15 protein-coding genes are annotated in these 15,346 nt (G+C 62.1%); 5 read left to right on the top strand and 10 right to left on the bottom strand.

The genetic code is table 11. From position 1 onward, the window contains the following. Positions 1-91: 91 nt before the first annotated feature. The 3 genes from E8E68_RS03190 to E8E68_RS03180 all read right to left on the bottom strand — a co-directional run bounded on the left by E8E68_RS03190 (position 92) and on the right by E8E68_RS03180 (position 2,608). A complete protein-coding gene (locus E8E68_RS03190) occupies positions 92-865 on the bottom strand; it encodes a MetQ/NlpA family ABC transporter substrate-binding protein (protein ID WP_266033721.1) in 774 nt (257 codons plus the stop codon). Between the two features lie 64 nt (positions 866-929). Then, positions 930-1,601, bottom strand: a complete 672-nt coding sequence (locus E8E68_RS03185) for a methionine ABC transporter permease (protein ID WP_056793728.1) — start codon at positions 1,599-1,601, stop codon at positions 930-932. Further along, positions 1,601-2,608 carry a methionine ABC transporter ATP-binding protein gene (locus tag E8E68_RS03180; protein ID WP_280339675.1) on the bottom strand — a complete coding sequence of 336 codons (1,008 nt, stop codon included), beginning with the start codon at positions 2,606-2,608 and terminating at the stop codon, positions 1,601-1,603. Before E8E68_RS03180 ends, E8E68_RS03185 begins: the two co-directional genes overlap by 1 nt. A gap of 175 nt (positions 2,609-2,783) precedes the next feature. Here E8E68_RS03180 and katE point away from each other — a divergent pair, with 175 nt between their 5' ends. Then, a complete protein-coding gene (gene katE / locus E8E68_RS03175) occupies positions 2,784-4,970 on the top strand; it encodes a catalase HPII (RefSeq protein ID WP_280339673.1) in 2,187 nt (728 codons plus the stop codon). 107 nt (positions 4,971-5,077) lie between these two features. On the opposite strand, the gene E8E68_RS03170 is transcribed toward katE, so the two are convergent. The 4 genes from E8E68_RS03170 to zur all read right to left on the bottom strand — a co-directional run bounded on the left by E8E68_RS03170 (position 5,078) and on the right by zur (position 7,942). Beyond that, positions 5,078-5,785 (bottom strand): PA5502 family lipoprotein, encoded by a 708-nt coding sequence (locus E8E68_RS03170; RefSeq protein WP_110743553.1) that lies wholly within the window; start codon positions 5,783-5,785, stop codon positions 5,078-5,080. Positions 5,786-5,911: 126 nt separating this feature from the next. Next, positions 5,912-6,694: a zinc ABC transporter permease subunit ZnuB gene (gene znuB / locus E8E68_RS03165; protein ID WP_110743554.1), complete on the bottom strand. Its 783-nt coding sequence runs from the start codon at positions 6,692-6,694 to the stop codon at positions 5,912-5,914. After that, a complete protein-coding gene (gene znuC, locus E8E68_RS03160) occupies positions 6,687-7,460 on the bottom strand; it encodes a zinc ABC transporter ATP-binding protein ZnuC (protein ID WP_266033736.1) in 774 nt (257 codons plus the stop codon). Before znuC ends, znuB begins: the two co-directional genes overlap by 8 nt. Further along, positions 7,457-7,942: a zinc uptake transcriptional repressor Zur gene (gene zur / locus E8E68_RS03155; protein ID WP_110743556.1), complete on the bottom strand. Its 486-nt coding sequence runs from the start codon at positions 7,940-7,942 to the stop codon at positions 7,457-7,459. The genes znuC and zur overlap by 4 nt, the downstream gene beginning before the upstream one ends. A gap of 18 nt (positions 7,943-7,960) precedes the next feature. Here zur and E8E68_RS03150 point away from each other — a divergent pair, with 18 nt between their 5' ends. Further along, entirely contained in the window at positions 7,961-8,917 is a 957-nt protein-coding gene (locus tag E8E68_RS03150) for a zinc ABC transporter substrate-binding protein (RefSeq protein WP_280339668.1), read from the top strand. A gap of 111 nt (positions 8,918-9,028) precedes the next feature. Here the strand turns inward: E8E68_RS03150 and E8E68_RS03145 are convergent, their stop codons facing one another. Continuing rightward, positions 9,029-9,979, bottom strand: a complete 951-nt coding sequence (locus tag E8E68_RS03145; protein WP_110743558.1) for a homoserine kinase — start codon at positions 9,977-9,979, stop codon at positions 9,029-9,031. A 71-nt stretch (positions 9,980-10,050) separates the two neighbouring features. Beyond that, complete coding sequence (locus E8E68_RS03140) at positions 10,051-10,338, bottom strand: DUF2782 domain-containing protein (RefSeq protein ID WP_003252997.1); 288 nt, start codon at positions 10,336-10,338, stop codon at positions 10,051-10,053. 75 nt (positions 10,339-10,413) lie between these two features. Here E8E68_RS03140 and polA point away from each other — a divergent pair, with 75 nt between their 5' ends. Beyond that, entirely contained in the window at positions 10,414-13,161 is a 2,748-nt protein-coding gene (gene polA / locus E8E68_RS03135; protein ID WP_266033743.1) for a DNA polymerase I, read from the top strand. A gap of 397 nt (positions 13,162-13,558) precedes the next feature. Here the strand turns inward: polA and yihA are convergent, their stop codons facing one another. Then, positions 13,559-14,191, bottom strand: coding sequence for a ribosome biogenesis GTP-binding protein YihA/YsxC (yihA, locus tag E8E68_RS03130; protein WP_110743560.1), 633 nt, complete (start codon positions 14,189-14,191; stop codon positions 13,559-13,561). A gap of 193 nt (positions 14,192-14,384) precedes the next feature. Between yihA and E8E68_RS03125 the strand changes: the two genes are divergently transcribed. Together E8E68_RS03125 and E8E68_RS03120 are read left to right on the top strand one after the other, a co-directional pair. Further along, the gene (locus E8E68_RS03125; RefSeq protein WP_110743610.1) at positions 14,385-14,687 is read left to right on the top strand and encodes a c-type cytochrome; all 303 of its coding nucleotides are present in this window, start codon (positions 14,385-14,387) and stop codon (positions 14,685-14,687) included. Between the two features lie 31 nt (positions 14,688-14,718). Next, positions 14,719-15,336: a c-type cytochrome gene (locus tag E8E68_RS03120; protein ID WP_266033746.1), complete on the top strand. Its 618-nt coding sequence runs from the start codon at positions 14,719-14,721 to the stop codon at positions 15,334-15,336. Positions 15,337-15,346: the final 10 nt, after the last annotated feature.

Raw genomic sequence — 15,346 nt, 5'->3', positions numbered from 1 at the left:
GCGACACAAGGCCGCTCCCACATGGGTCGGCGTACGCCTTACCTTGTGGGAGCGGGCTTGCCCCGCGAAGAATCCAGCGCGATGTGACGCCTTAGAACGCCGGAACCACAGCGCCTTTGTATTTCTCGGTGATGAACTGCTTCACTTCAGGCGAGTGCAGCGCGTCTGCGAGCTTCTTCATCGCATCGGAGTCCTTGTTGTCCGGGCGGGCAACCAGGATGTTCACGTAAGGCGAGTCGCTGCCTTCGATAGCCAGAGCGTCTTTCTCAGGGTTCAGCTTGGCTTCCAGCGCGTAGTTGGTGTTGATCAGGGCGGCATCGACCTGGGTCAGCACGCGCGGGATGGTGGCGGCTTCCAGCTCACGGAACTTGACGTTCTTCGGGTTCTCCACCACATCCTTCACGGTCGACAGGATGTTCTTGTTGTCCTTCAGCTTGATCACGCCGGCCTTGTCCAGCAGCAGCAGGGCGCGGCCGCCGTTGGTAGCATCGTTGGGGATGACCACGGTGGCGCCGGAGGACAGCTCGTCCAGCTTCTTGATCTTGGTCGAGTACACGCCCAGCGGTTCGATATGCACGCCGGCCACGCTCACCAGGTTGGTGCCCTTGGCCTTGTTGAATTCATCCAGGTACGGCTGGTGCTGGAAGAAGTTGGCGTCCAGGCGCTTTTCCGCAACTTGCACGTTTGGCTGGATGTAATCGGTGAATTCCTTGACCTTCAGCTCAACGCCCTCTTTCGCCAGTGCAGGTTTGACGAAGTTGAGGATTTCAGCGTGCGGCACCGGGGTGGCAGCGACGGTCAGGGTTTCGGCGGCATTGGCCGAAAAGGCCGCGACAGCGGCGACAACAGCAAGCAGCTTCTTCATTGATCACTCCTTGTGAGGGCCGCGACGGCCCCCGAACGGGTCGGCCGGGCCGACCCCATTGGGGTTACTTACGGGAAAAATGCACGACCAGTTTGTCGCCAACGCTTTGCAGTACTTGAACCAGTACCAGCAGCAGTACCACGGTCACCACCATCACGTCGGTCTGGAAACGCTGGTAACCGAAGCGGATGGCCAGGTCGCCCAGGCCGCCAGCGCCGACCACACCGGCCATGGCGGTGTACGAAACCAGGGTGATGGCGGTCACGGTAATGGCCGCGAAGATGCCCGGGCGGGCCTCTGGCAGCAGCGCGCTGGTGATGATCTGGCGGGTGGTGGCGCCCATCGATTGGGTGGCTTCGATGATGCCGCGATCCACTTCACGCAGGGCGGTTTCCACCAGCCGTGCGAAGAACGGCGTGGCGCCCACTACCAGCGGCGGGATGGCGCCGGCAACGCCCAGCGAGGTACCGGTGATCAGTACGGTGATCGGGATCATCACGATCAGCAGGATGATGAACGGCAGCGAGCGCAGGATGTTGACCACCAGCGACAGCAGCGCATACACGCCCTTCTGTTCGAACATCTGTTTTGGCCCGCAGAGGAACAGCAGCACGCCCAGCGGCAGGCCCAGCAGCACGGTAAAGAACAACGAGCCGAACAGCATGATCATGGTGTCGATGGTGGCCAGCCAGATTTCGGCCCAGTCGACATTGGCAAAGAAATTCAGGGCGTCCATCAACGCAGTACCTCCATATGTACGTCAGCTGCCTTGAAGCGGGCGAATGCCGCTTCCATGTCACCGCCGATCAGGGCGAGGGTGAGCTGGCCATAGGGGATATCCTTGATGCGGTCGATGCGCCCCGCGAGGATGCTGTAGTCCACACCTGTTTCACGGGCTACGGTGCCCAGCAGCGGCGCATAGGTGGCGTCGCCCTGGAAGGTCAGGCGCACGATGCGGCCTGGCACGTGGGCGAAATCGTCGCGCTGCTCGCCTTCGTCGACTTGCTCGTCTTCCTGGACGAAGCGCTTGGTGGTGGCGTGCTGCGGGTGCAGGAACACGTCAGCCACCGAGCCTTGTTCGACGATCTGGCCGGCGTCCATTACCGCCACACGGTCGCAGACCCGGCGGATCACGTCCATTTCGTGGGTGATCAGCACGATGGTCAGCTTCAGCTCACGGTTGATCTCGGCCAGCAGTTGCAGGACCGAGGCCGTGGTTTGCGGGTCGAGGGCGCTGGTGGCCTCGTCGCACAGCAGGATCTTCGGGTTGGTGGACAAGGCGCGGGCGATGCCGACACGCTGCTTCTGGCCACCGGACAGCTGCGCCGGGTACTTTCTGGCGTGGTCCGACAGGCCGACGCGAGCCAGCAGTTCGGTGACGCGCTTGTCGATTTCGCTGCGCGACAGCTCGCCTGCCAGGGTCAGCGGCAGGGCAACGTTGTCGGCGACGGTCTTGGAGGCCAGCAGGTTGAAGTGCTGGAAGATCATGCCGACCTGCTGGCGGAAGCCGCGCAGCTGGTTGGCGTTGAACGCGGTGACGTCTTCGCCGTCGACGATGATCTTGCCGCCGGAGGGCTCTTCCAGACGGTTGATCAGGCGCAGCATGGTGCTTTTGCCGGCGCCGGAATGGCCGATCAGGCCGAACACCTGGCCATCTTCGATGGTCAGGCTGGTCGGATTCAGTGCGGGGATTTCCCTACCGGCAACGCGGTAGGTTTTATGTACCTGTTGGAACTCGATCACGTAGCGAACCTTGTGGGGCGCATGGAATTGGGGTCAGCGGTTAGCTGGGGTCGCGCATTTTAGCCTTTTCCCATAGCTGTTCTTAGCATTTATTTCGTAATGCACCAATCCTTCGGGCATATCGCGACAACCGGTAATCCTGATTGAACGCTCGCCAAAGCCCTCTAGTCACTACTTGAACAAGCCCGAACGGGCACGCCTGAAGACTGATGAGGAGAGCCGACCCATGCCCAGCAAGAAAACGGACGCGCCCAAGCACAGCGAGGCCGCCGGAACCCAGACCCCCGACCGGGCCAACACCAATACCAAGCTGCAGAGCCTGGAGGGTTTTCGCAGCGATGCCACCGGCCAGGCGTTGCGCACCAACCAGGGGGTGAAGATTGCCGATAACCAGAACAGCCTCAAGGCTGGTGCGCGTGGGCCTTCGTTGCTTGAAGACTTCATCATGCGCGAGAAGATCACCCATTTTGACCATGAGCGCATCCCGGAGCGTATCGTGCATGCCCGCGGTACCGGTGCGCACGGTTATTTCCAGAGCTACGGCTGCCATGCCGAGCTGACCAAGGCCGGTTTCCTGCAGGACCCTGAGAAAATTACCCCGGTATTCGTGCGCTTTTCCACGGTGCAGGGGCCACGTGGTTCGGGGGACACGGTACGCGATGTACGCGGCTTCGCCGTCAAGTTCTATACCGATGAGGGTAATTTCGACCTGGTTGGCAACAACATGCCGGTGTTCTTCATTCAGGATGCCATCAAGTTCCCGGACTTTGTGCATGCAGTGAAGCCTGAACCCCATAACGAAATGCCTACTGGCGGCTCGGCCCATGACACGTTCTGGGACTTCGTTTCGCTGGTGCCGGAGTCGGCGCACATGGTGATCTGGGCCATGTCCGACCGGGCCATCCCGCGCAGCTTGCGGATGATGGAAGGCTTTGGCGTACATACTTTCCGCTTGATCAACGCCGAGGGTGTGGCCAGCTTCGTCAAGTTCCACTGGAAACCGCGCCAAGGCGTTCATTCGGTATTGTGGGACGAAGCGCAGAAGCTGGCAGGCAAGGACACCGACTACCATCGCCGCGACTTGTGGGAAGCGATCGAGACCGGCGACTACCCGGAATGGGAACTGGGCGTGCAGATCGTGCCCGAGGCCGATGAACACAAGTTCGACTTCGACCTGCTCGACCCGACCAAGCTCATCCCCGAAGAGCTGGTACCGGTGACGCTGCTGGGCAAGATGGTGCTTAACCGCAACCCTGACAACTTCTTTGCTGAAACCGAGCAGGTTGCGTTTTGCCCGGGGCATATCGTGCCGGGTATCGACTTCACCAACGACCCGCTGCTGCAGGGCCGGCTGTTCTCATACACCGATACGCAGATCAGCCGGTTGGGCGGGCCGAACTTCCATGAAATCCCGATCAACCGGCCGGTGGCACCGAACCACAGTGGCCAGCGCGATGCCATGCACCGCATGACCATCGACAAGGGCCGGGCCTCGTACGAGCCCAACTCGATTGATGGCGGCTGGCCGAAGGAAACACCGCCTGCCGCACAGGACGGCGGTTTCGAGAGTTACCAGGAGCGTATCGACGCGCACAAGATCCGCCAGCGCAGCGAGTCGTTTGGCGACCACTTCTCGCAGGCCCGGTTGTTCTTCCAGAGCATGAGCCCGACCGAGCAGCAGCACATCATCAAGGCCTATAGCTTCGAGCTGGGCAAGGTGGAGCGGGAACACATCCGGGCGCGGGAGGTTAACGAGATCCTCGCCAATATCGATCTGAAACTGGCGGCGGCCGTGGCGGCGAACCTGGGGCTACCGGCGCCCAAGCAAGGTACGGTCAAGGTGCAAGGCAGCAAGCTGGCGCAGTCCAAGGCGTTGAGCCAGATGAATCACCCCGGCTCAATAGGCATCAAGGGGCGCAAGATCGCCGTATTGATAGCCGATGGTGTGGATGCAGCGAGTGTCGACCGGCTGGTGAAGGCGCTGGAGGCGCACAGTGCGCGGCCAATGCTGCTGGGGCCGACCTCGGCGCCGGTGAAGGCGGCGGATGGCAAGCAGTTGCCGGTGGATGCGTCGATGGAGGGGATGCCGTCGATCATGTTTGACGGCATTGTCGTGCCCGGGGGTGATGCTGCAACGAATGCCTTGGCGGCCAGCGGATTGGCCAAGCACTTCCTGCTGGAGGGTTACAAGCATCTGAAGGCGTTGGTGTTGACCAAGGACTTGGTCAAAGCGCTGGGGCTCAAGGAAGACAAGGGATTATTGGTGGGGGATGAGCAGAAGACCGTGGATGCGTTTGTGAAAGCGGTCGAGGGGCATCGGGTGTGGGAACGGGAGGCGGCTGCGGAGGCGGTACCGGCCTAAGGCGCGCTTTGCATACCGTCACCGGCAAGCCAGCTCTCACAGGTACATCACTGCTCGTAAGGCTGTACCTGTGGGGGCTGGCTTGCCGGCAATAGGGCTGTAAAGGTTTACTGCTGATGTGGGACCAGAACCACCTGCGCCGGCAGCGAGCGCTGGATTTCATGCTTTTGCTTCAAATCGAACCCGCTGTCGATCTTGCGCACGCGCTTCTCCAGCAACGTCTTCAGCCAAGGTGCATCCTCGGTGCGCGGCACCTGGAACACCACCTCGCATTGGTAACTCACTACATCGGCGGCAATCTCGTCCAGCTGGCGACGCATGGCGCGGCTGTCGGTGGTCTTCAAGGCCACCACGGTGCTGGGCGCAGTTGGGTCGATGATGCGTGCCTTGGGCTTGGCCTCGGCTGCCTTCAGCGCCGCCTCCGCCTTCTCCAGCTCGGCCTTGCGCGCTTGGGTTACAGCGTCGCCACCGGTCACCGCCGGGGCCTGTGGCATGAGCGCACGGGCACGGGCCAGGGCAGTTGCCGCCGCATTCACATCGCCCTTTTGCAGGACGATCTGGCTACGTTGCAGGTAAGCCTCGGCCAGTTGTCGCTGATATTGCTCCAGACGCGCGTCATCGGGCGCCTGGGCCTGCAGGGTCGTCAACTGGTCTTCGGCGGTGGCCAGCTCGTTGCTGGCAATGTTCTGTTGCAACTGCTGCCAGGCATCGGCTTGGGCAGGTGCGGTGGCCTGCTCTACCGGCGCGCTGGAGCAGGCAGCCAGGAACAGGGAAAACGCGGCAACAAGCAGATAACGGGAGGCGAACGGCTTCATTCCTGCGACTCTCTATTTGCGCAAAAAGCGAGCAAGTCTACACCCAGGTGCGCACGCTCGAAAACAGGTCTTACAGACCCTTTACCTGGCAAAAGGTTGCAAGGCGTGCCTGCGCACGCCCTGTGTTCAGCGCTTTGGCAACGCCAGGCTCAGCAAGAATAGCACTGCTGCACAGACCACGATCGACGGCCCTGCTGGGGTGTCCTTGAACCAGGACATGGCCAAACCGCCACAGACGGCGGCGATGCCCAGCAGGCTGGCGCCCAGCGCCATCTGTTCGGGCGAGCGGGCGTGACGCTGCGCCGCAGCAGCGGGGATGATCAGCAGCGAGGTGATCAGCAACACGCCGACGATCTTCATGGCCACGGCTATTACCACGGCAATCAGCAGCATCAGCGCCATGCGCAGGCCGGCCACCGGCAGGCCTTCGACCATGGCCAGTTCTTCGTGCACGGTAACCGCCAGCAGCGGCCGCCACAGCGCGGCAAGCAGCAACAGCACCAGCGCACTGCCGCCGAGGATCCAGGCCAGGTCGGTGGGGCTTATGGCCAGCAGATCGCCGAACAGGTAGGCCATCAAGTCGATGCGCACATCGTGCATGAAACTCAGCACCACCAGGCCCAGTGACAAGGTGCTGGGGGCCAGGATGCCGAGCAAAGTGTCCGAGGCCAATGGCTGGCGTTGCTGCAAGGTCACCAGCAGGATCGCCAGCAACAGGCAGCCGACGGTTACCGCCAAGGCCGGGCTTACGTCCAGCACGAAACCCATTGCCACGCCAAGCAGCGCGGCGTGGGACAGGGTGTCGCCGAAATACGCCATGCGCCGCCACACCACGAAAGAGCCAAGCGGGCCCGCAACGACTGCCAGGGAAAGGCCCGCAAGCAAGGCGTAAAGAAGAAAATCAGCCATGCTTGCAGTGCTCTCCGTGGACATGGTTGCCGGGCGCCACCACCGAGCCGTGCAGGTCGTGGCTGTGGTCGTGGTGGTGGTGGTAAACGGCCAGGCTAGGGGCGTTCTGGCCGAACAGTTCGACGAAGGCCGGGTCGTTGCTGACTTGCTCCGGGTGGCCCGAGCAGCACACGTGGCGGTTCAGGCACACCACCTGGTCGGTGGCGCTCATCACCAGGTGCAGGTCGTGCGACACCATCAATACGCCGCAGCCGTGGCGATCGCGCAGGCGGGTGATGAGGTTGTACAGCTCGGTCTGGCCAACCACGTCCACGCCTTGTACCGGCTCGTCGAGCACCAGCAGCTGGGGCTCGCGCAGCAGCGCGCGGGCCAGCAGCACGCGCTGCATTTCGCCACCGGAAATGGTCTGGATCGGGCTGTCAATGACCTGCTCGGCACCCACTTCCTGCAGCGCCGACAGGGCTGCCGCGCGGTCTACCCCGGGCACCAGGCGCAGGAAGCGCAGCACCGACAGCGGCAGCGTGGCATCGACCTGAATCTTCTGCGGCATGTAGCCAATGCGCAGCTTCGGCTTGCGCCACACCTTGCCGCGGTGCGGCTTGAGCAGACCGAGCACGGCACGTACCAAGGTAGTCTTGCCCGCGCCGTTGGGGCCGATCAGAGTGACGATCTGGCCCGGAGCTACCGACAGGTCGATGCTGTCGAGCACCGCCTCGCCGGCAAAGGTGACGCCGACCTGTTCCAGGCGGATCAGTGCGTCGCTCATGCCGCACTCCGGCAGTTGCCGCACAGCCCCACCACTTCCACGGTCTGGGTCTCTACCGTGAAGCCTACGCCCTTGGCGCTGGTGATGATGGCCTCGCTGATGCTGCTCTGTTCCAGTTCGATGGCCACATGGCATTCACGGCAGATCAGGAACTGCCCCTGATGCACATGCTCCGGGTGGCTGCAGCCGATGAAGGCGTTGAGCGAGGCGATGCGGTGGACCAGGCCGTTTTCCAGCAGGAAGTCGAGGGCGCGGTACACCGTAGGCGGGGCAGCGCGGCGGCCATCCTGCTCGCTGAGCACGGCGAGGATGTCGTAGGCACCCAGCGGCTTGTGGCTTTGCCAAACCAGCTCCAGCACACGGCGGCGCAGCGCGGTCAGGCGCAGGCCCTGCCGCGTGCACAAGGCGTCGGCTTCAGCCAGTGCGCTATGGACGCAATGGGAGTGATCGTGAGGGCGGTTGGCCAGCGGCGTGATGGACATGGGCAGCGACGGTTCTGGATGGAGACGTTATTATGTTACCTGTTTCTCACGACTCGAGTATTCACCGTGTCCCGATTTCTAGCCCTTTTTGTCGTATTCATCGCATGCTCGGCCCAAGCCGATGTGCGCGTGCTGACCAGTATCAAGCCGCTGCAGCAGATTGCCGCTGCCGTTCAGGAGGGTGTCGGCAGCCCTGATGTCTTGCTGCCGCCCGGTGCTTCACCGCACCACTACGCGCTGCGCCCATCCGACGTACGGCGGGTAGGTGATGCCGACTTGCTGTACTGGATCGGCCCGGACATGGAGAACTTCCTGTCACGCGTATTGGGTAGCCGGAGCAAGGCTACCGTGGCTGTGCAGTCGCTGCCGGGCATGAAGTTGCGCCACTTTGGCGAGGACAGTCATTCCCATGAGGAAGCGGACCACGACGATCATGACCACGACCATCGCCCTGGCAGCCTGGATGCGCACCTGTGGCTATCGTCGGTCAATGCGCGGGTAATCGCGGCAAAAATGGCGGCTGACCTGGCCCAGGTAGATCCTGCAAATGCTATCCGCTACCAGAGCAACCTGAACGCCTTCAATGAACGCCTGGATGCACTTGATGGGCGGATCAAGGCGCGGGTGGCCGGCATTGCCGACAAGCCGTACTTCGTGTTCCACGAGGCCTTCGATTACTTCGAGGCAGAATATGGCCTGAAGCACACCGGCGTGTTCAGCGTGGCGTCCGAGGTGCAGCCGGGGGCGCAGCATGTGGCCGCCATGCGCAAACGCTTGCAGGAAGTAGGCAAGACCTGCGTGTTCAGCGAGCCGCCACTGCGGCCGCGGTTGGCCGAAACCCTGACTGCCGGGTTACCGGTGCGTCTGGCCGAGCTGGATGCCTTGGGTGGCACCGATCCGGTGGATGGCAAAGGGTATGAACGCTTGCTGGAGAAGCTGGGCGGTGACCTGGCAGGCTGCCTGGAACAGTTGTAAGCCTGTACCGGCCCCTTCGCGGGTGAATCCGTGCCCACAGGTACTGCGCAGGCCTCAAGGCTGTCGCTATCCCTATGGGAGCGGGTTCACCCGCGAAGAAGCAGGCGCGGTCTACAGAGCGAACGGCAGGTGCAAAGCCACCTGCTGGCGCTGCGCCAGACGCACTTCGAACTCGCTCGGGTCATGGATCATTACATCCATTCCGGCAAAAGATTCCGCCGCAATCAGGCGCGACAGCCAGAAGCGCACGCAGCCTACACGCAACATTTCCGGCCACAGCTCGGCCTCGGCGGCAGTGAACGGCCGCAGCGCCGCATAGGCTGCCAGCAGCGCCTGGGCGCGCGGCATATCGATTGCGCCATGCTCATCCAGGCACCAGTCGTTCACGGTGATGGCGATGTCATACAGCATGGGCCCGGAGCAAGCGTTGTAGAAGTCGATCACGCCGGTCAGGTGGGTGCCTTCGAACATCACGTTGTCGCGGAACAGGTCGGCATGCAGGTTGGCCCTTGGCAGTGCCAGGATCTGTGCCTTGTGCGCGCCGATTTCGTCCAGCGCTGGCTGCAGTAGCGCGGCTTGTTCGGCAGTCAGGCGTGGCAGCAACTCGGCACCCGAGGCCAGCATCCAGTCCAGGCCGCGGTCGGTGCGGCGCTCGATGATGTGTTCGCGGGTGGCCAGGTGGATGTGCGCCAGCAGCTCGCCGACCTGGGCGCAGTGCTGGGCGTTGGGGGCCTTGATGTGCTTGCCCGACAGGCGTGGTTGCAGCAATGCAGGCTTGCCGCACAGCTCGCGCAGGCCGTTGCCGTCGCGGTCACGAATGGCATACGGCACCGGCATGTCGGCCGCGTGCAGGGTGTCGAGCAGTTCGATGAAGAACGGCATGTCCTCGCTCGGCCCACGCTCGATCAACGTCAGGACGAACTCCCCCTGTTCGAGGCTGACGAAGAAATTGCTGTTCTCGGTACCGGCGGCAATGCCCTGGAAGTCGAGCAGACGGCCCAGCTCGTACGGCGCCAGAAAGGTTTCCAGCTCAGGCCGGGTCACGGGGGTGAAGACTGACATGATGAAAAATTGCCCATACGGGCACTTCCGCCGGGAAGTGCCGGGTTGATGTGAACGGTGCGCGCGTCAGATTACCACTCGAAGATCTTCCAGGACGGTATCAGCATGTCCGGCTGGTCGGATCGAATGAAATTGGCATCGGTGCCATCGGCGCGTACCAGGAAATAAGGCTTGCCGTTTTTCGGTGTGATCTTGATCGCATACAGGAAACCGTTCTGCCGGTATTCCTGGATGGTTTTGTCGCCTTCCGTGCGAATGGTCACCTCGGGATCGGCCGAGGGGGCGTCGTCCGCCGCCAGGGTGACGACAGGCGTGGTTGCCAACAGGCCGAGCAGTAACAGGCGATTGAGTGTACGCATGATAACCTAGTCCCTTTGTCGTCAATGATTCTGGCTATTCTAGCGCCGGACCCGTCGAAAAGGTTGATTCTGCTCATGAGCCAAGCGCCCCTCGTCCTGGTGGACGGTTCCTCCTACCTGTACCGCGCCTTCCACGCCCTGCCGCCGCTGACCACGTCCAAGGGCATGCCGACCGGTGCGGTGAAAGGTGTGCTGAACATGCTCAAGAGCCTGCGCAAGCAATACCCCGACAGCCTGTTCGCGGTGGTATTCGACGCCAAGGGCGGTACCTTCCGTGATGCCATGTTCGCCGAATACAAGGCCAACCGTCCCAGCATGCCCGACGACCTGCGGGTACAGGTCGAGCCGCTGCATGCCAGTGTCAAGGCACTGGGCTACCCGCTGCTGTGCGTCGAAGGGGTCGAGGCCGATGACGTGATCGGTACCCTGGCGCGCAGCAGCGCCGCCCTGGGCCGCCCGGTGATCATCTCGACCGGTGACAAGGACATGGCGCAACTGGTGGACGGCCACATTACCTTGGTCAACACCATGACGGGTAGCGTGCTGGACGTGGCTGGCGTGCACGAGAAATTTGGCGTCGGGCCTGAACATATCATCGACTTCCTGGCCTTGATGGGTGACAAGGTCGATAACATTCCCGGTGTGCCGGGTGTGGGCGAAAAAACCGCTGTGGGGCTGCTGACGGGTATCGGTGGCGGCCTCAGCGACCTGTACGCCAACCTGGACAAGGTCCCGACATTAACCATTCGCGGCGCCAAGACCCTGCCGGCCAAGCTGGAAGAGCACCGTGACTCGGCGTTCCTTTCCTATGAACTGGCCACCATCAAGTGTGACGTGCCGCTTGATGTCGAGGTCGAGGCGCTGGTGTGCGGTGAGCCCGACCGCGATGCGTTGCTTGCGCTGTACACCGAAATGGAATTCAAGAGCTGGGTCGCCGAGGTGCAGCGCGATGCAGCCAGGGCCGGTGATGACATTGCGCCGGCTGCAGAGCCGGCGGCCAAGGTCGAGCCAAAATACGAAACCATCCTCGACCAGGCGCGTTTCGACGTTTGGCTGGAAAAGCTGCGCCAGGCGCCGCTGTTCGCCTTCGATACCGAGACCACCGGTCTGGATGCTCAGCAGGCACAATTGGTTGGCCTGTCGTTCGCGGTCGAACCGCATGAGGCCGCCTATGTGCCGCTGGCCCACGATTATGAAGGCGCGCCGGCGCAGCTGGACCGCGACGCTGTGCTGCTGGCGTTGAAGCCGCTGCTGGAAGACCCGGGCAAGGCCAAGGTCGGGCAGAACGCCAAGTACGATATCAATATCCTCGCCAACAATTCGCCAGCGATCGAGATGCGCGGCGTGGCCTACGACACCATGCTCGAGTCGTATGTGCTCAACTCCACCGCGACGCGTCACGACATGGACAGCCTGGCGCAGAAGTACCTCGACCACAGCACCATCGCCTTCGAGGACATCGCCGGCAAGGGTGCCAAGCAACTGACCTTCAACCAGATCAACCTGGACAAAGCCGGCCCGTACGCCGCTGAAGACGCCGACATCACTCTGCGCCTGCATCATGCGCTGCAGGCCCGCCTGGCGCAGACGCCGAGCTTGCAGCCGGTGCTGATGGACATCGAGATGCCGCTGGTGCCCGTGCTGGCCAAGATCGAACGCCAAGGCGCACTGGTCGATGCTGCACTGCTGCAGGTGCAAAGCGGTGAGCTGGGCGTGAAGATGGCCGAGCTGGAGCAGCGTGCTTACCAGCTGGCGGGTGAGGAGTTCAACCTCGGCTCGCCCAAACAGCTTGGCGCAATCCTGTATGACAAGCTGGGCATGCCAGTAATGAGCAAGACCGCCAAGGGCCAGCCCTCCACTGCCGAAGCGGTACTCGACGAATTGGCCGAGCAGGGCTACCCGCTGCCTGAGGTGCTGATGCAGTACCGCAGTTTGAGCAAGCTGAAAAGCACCTACACCGATAAATTGCCGGGGCAGATCAACCCGCGCACCGGGCGTATCCACACCTCCTACCAGCAGGCGGTGGCGGCTACCGGCCGGCTGTCGTCGAGCGACCCGAACCTGCAGAACATCCCGATCCGCACCGCTGAAGGCCGGCGTATCCGGCAGGCGTTTGTTGCCAGCCCTGGCTACAAGCTGCTGGCGGCGGACTACTCGCAGATCGAACTGCGCATCATGGCCCACCTGGCCAAGGACGAAGGCTTGCTGCACGCCTTCCGCAACGACCTTGACGTGCACCGTGCCACGGCTGCCGAAGTGTTCGGGGTGGCGCTGGAAGACGTCACTACCGACCAGCGTCGTAAAGCCAAGGCCATCAACTTCGGCCTGATCTATGGCATGAGCGCGTTTGGCCTGGCGAAGCAGATCGGCGTCGACCGCAAGCAGTCGCAGGACTACATCGACCGTTACTTCGCCCGCTACCCAGGCGTGTTGGCCTACATGGAGCGCACCCGCGCCCAGGCGGCCGAGCAAGGCTTTGTCGAAACCCTGTTCGGTCGCCGCCTGTACCTGCCAGACATCAACGCCAAGAACCCGGCCCTGCGTAAAGGTGCCGAGCGCACGGCCATCAACGCGCCGATGCAGGGTACTGCGGCGGACATCATCAAGCGCGCCATGGTCAATGTGGATAACTGGCTGAGCGAGAGCGGGCTGGACGCCCGGGTGATCCTGCAGGTACACGACGAACTGGTGCTAGAGGTGCGTGAGGACCTGGTTCAGCAGGTGAAAGATGAAATTCGCCAGCACATGAGCCAGGCGGCGCAGCTGGATGTGCCGCTGCTGGTTGAGGCAGGAATTGGCGCAAATTGGGACGAAGCTCACTGATTGAGCCGGGAAAGCTGTGTAGGATCTGCGATGTAGGGACGCGGATCCTGGCACCGCTAGTGCCGTTGGTGCTGATGGTTCATCAAACTATCGCAAATAGTTTTCAGGGCTCCGGAACTAAACCGGTGAAGCGGAACTCAGAGTAACTGAATGGCTGGTGAAGCCTTTCGATGCTCCTATGTTGTGTTAAGTGTTGGCAGATATCTGGACCCCGCCCTAGCGGTCCGGACTTGGACCCCGAACTTCCCCCTCCCCATACGAAGTCCGGGGTTTTTTTTGCCCGAAATTTGGTCAGGCCGTGCTGACCTCATCGCCGACAAGCCAGCCCCCGCCCAGGTATCACCGCCCTTGAGGCCTGTGCTGTACCTGGGGGAGCCGGCTGCCGGCGATAGGGCCCTCAAACAGCTGGCTTGTCTTCCAGCTCCATCCAGCCTGCCAGCACCCGGTAGGCCTCCTCAACGCCCAAACGCTTGGGCGCCGAGAACAGCTGGATGGTCACGCCATCGCCCCAGCCCTTTCTGATTTCCGACTGCACCTTCAGCAGGGTGTTCTTGCCGGCGCCGTGGGTCAGCTTGTCTGCCTTGGTCAACAGGATGTGCATCGGCATGCCGCTGGCCTTGGCCCAGTCGAGCATCATCTTGTCGAAGTCGGTCATTGGATGGCGCACGTCCATCATCAGGATGATGCCGCGCAGGCACTCACGGCTGCCCAGGTAGGCTTCCAGGTGTTTCTGCCAGTGCTGCTTCAGTGGAATCGGTACTTTTGCATAACCGTAGCCGGGCAGGTCGACCAAACGCCGTTCATCGTCCAGACTGAAGAAATTCAACAGCTGGGTGCGCCCTGGGGTTTTCGAGGTTCGCGCTAGGCTGGCATGAGTCAGGGTGTTGAGGGCGCTGGATTTGCCGGCGTTAGAACGGCCGGCAAAAGCCACCTCGTAACCCTGGTCGTCCGGGCATTGTTCGACCTTGGCTGCGCTGAGGGCGAATTTGGCTTTCTGGCAGAGGCCGAGGATGGGGTTCTTGACTTGCATGGGATTTCCGATGTGGGTGTTGCCAAAGCCTAGGCCGGCAAGCGGTGTCGTTTCCGTTTGGCTGACAGAAGTATATAATGCCCCAGTTTTTGTGTGCCCATTCTCCCAGCGAAGGAGAGCGGGCATGGGGTGCCGAACTATAGCTTGCGCATCAGAACGCAGCGCGTCCCCCAACCCTGTCAGGTCGTTTCGCCTGGCGAAAAGGCTGCTAGCTGTCGGTATGTTCCTGCCGTATTTCAGCGCACAGGCTACACAGGATCCCGAGGTGTTGTACAACCGCACGTGTGCGGCCTGTCACACCGGGCAGTTGCCACAGGCACCCAGGCAGGGTGACCGGGCAGCTTGGGAGCCAAGGCTGGCGCAGGGCATGGATGTACTGGTGAAGCATGTAACCCAGGGTTTCAAGGCTATGCCGCCGCGTGGATTGTGCATGGACTGCAGTGCCGAGGACTACCGTTTGGTCATCCTTTGGATGAGCGGCAGTCCCGATACATAACATTTCACCCTTAGCCGTGTTGGATTAGCTGATGAACAAACTAGTCGTGAGTCTGCTGTTGACCCTGGGTGTCGCAGGTGCGGCCACTGCTGCGCAACCTGTCAAAGGCGATGCCGCCGCCGGTCAGGCCAAGACGGCCGTCTGTGGCGCCTGCCACAACCCCGACGGCAACAGCCTGGCACCGAACTTTCCGAAACTGGCCGGCCAGGGCCAGCGTTACCTGGAAAAACAACTGCACGACATCAAGTCGGGCAAACGTACCGTGCTGGAGATGACCGGCATGCTGACCGCGTTCAGCGACCAGGACCTGGCTGACATCGCGGCCTACTTCGCCAGCCAGAAAGGCAGCGTGGGCGCCGCCGATCCCAAACTGGTTGAGCGTGGCCGCGCGCTGTTCAACGGCGGCGACCTGGAGAAAGGCATGCCTGCCTGCACCGGCTGCCACTCGCCCAATGGCGCGGGTATCGCGCTGGCCGGCTTCCCGCACTTGGGTGGGCAGCATTCGCAGTATGTGACCAAGCAGCTGACCGACTTCCGTGAAGGCAATCGGACCAACGATGGCGACGCCATGACCATGCGCACCATCGCCGGTAAGCTGAGCAACCACGACATCGAAGCGTTGGCCAGTTACATCCAGGGCCTGCATTAACTTTCAGTTA

The organism is Pseudomonas sp. BN607 (assembly GCF_029871175.1).
Lineage (GTDB): Bacteria > Pseudomonadota > Gammaproteobacteria > Pseudomonadales > Pseudomonadaceae > Aquipseudomonas.
Note: the sequence above shows the minus strand (reverse complement) of the source record. Positions and strands in the feature narration are given on the sequence as shown.

Excerpts from the sequence above, each read along its gene's own strand:
- E8E68_RS03190 (WP_266033721.1), bottom strand. The coding sequence starts at position 865 with ATGAAGAAGCTGCTTGCTGTTGTCGCCGCTGTCGCGGCCTTTTCGGCC.
- E8E68_RS03185 (WP_056793728.1), bottom strand. The coding sequence starts at position 1,601 with ATGGACGCCCTGAATTTCTTTGCCAATGTCGACTGGGCCGAAATCTGG.
- E8E68_RS03170 (WP_110743553.1), bottom strand. The coding sequence starts at position 5,785 with ATGAAGCCGTTCGCCTCCCGTTATCTGCTTGTTGCCGCGTTTTCCCTG.
- znuB (WP_110743554.1), bottom strand. The coding sequence starts at position 6,694 with ATGGCTGATTTTCTTCTTTACGCCTTGCTTGCGGGCCTTTCCCTGGCA.
- znuC (WP_266033736.1), bottom strand. The coding sequence starts at position 7,460 with ATGAGCGACGCACTGATCCGCCTGGAACAGGTCGGCGTCACCTTTGCC.
- zur (WP_110743556.1), bottom strand. The coding sequence starts at position 7,942 with ATGTCCATCACGCCGCTGGCCAACCGCCCTCACGATCACTCCCATTGC.
- E8E68_RS03150 (WP_280339668.1), top strand. The coding sequence starts at position 7,961 with ATGGAGACGTTATTATGTTACCTGTTTCTCACGACTCGAGTATTCACC.
- E8E68_RS03145 (WP_110743558.1), bottom strand. The coding sequence starts at position 9,979 with ATGTCAGTCTTCACCCCCGTGACCCGGCCTGAGCTGGAAACCTTTCTG.
- E8E68_RS03140 (WP_003252997.1), bottom strand. The coding sequence starts at position 10,338 with ATGCGTACACTCAATCGCCTGTTACTGCTCGGCCTGTTGGCAACCACG.
- polA (WP_266033743.1), top strand. The coding sequence starts at position 10,414 with ATGAGCCAAGCGCCCCTCGTCCTGGTGGACGGTTCCTCCTACCTGTAC.
- yihA (WP_110743560.1), bottom strand. The coding sequence starts at position 14,191 with ATGCAAGTCAAGAACCCCATCCTCGGCCTCTGCCAGAAAGCCAAATTC.
- E8E68_RS03120 (WP_266033746.1), top strand. The coding sequence starts at position 14,719 with ATGAACAAACTAGTCGTGAGTCTGCTGTTGACCCTGGGTGTCGCAGGT.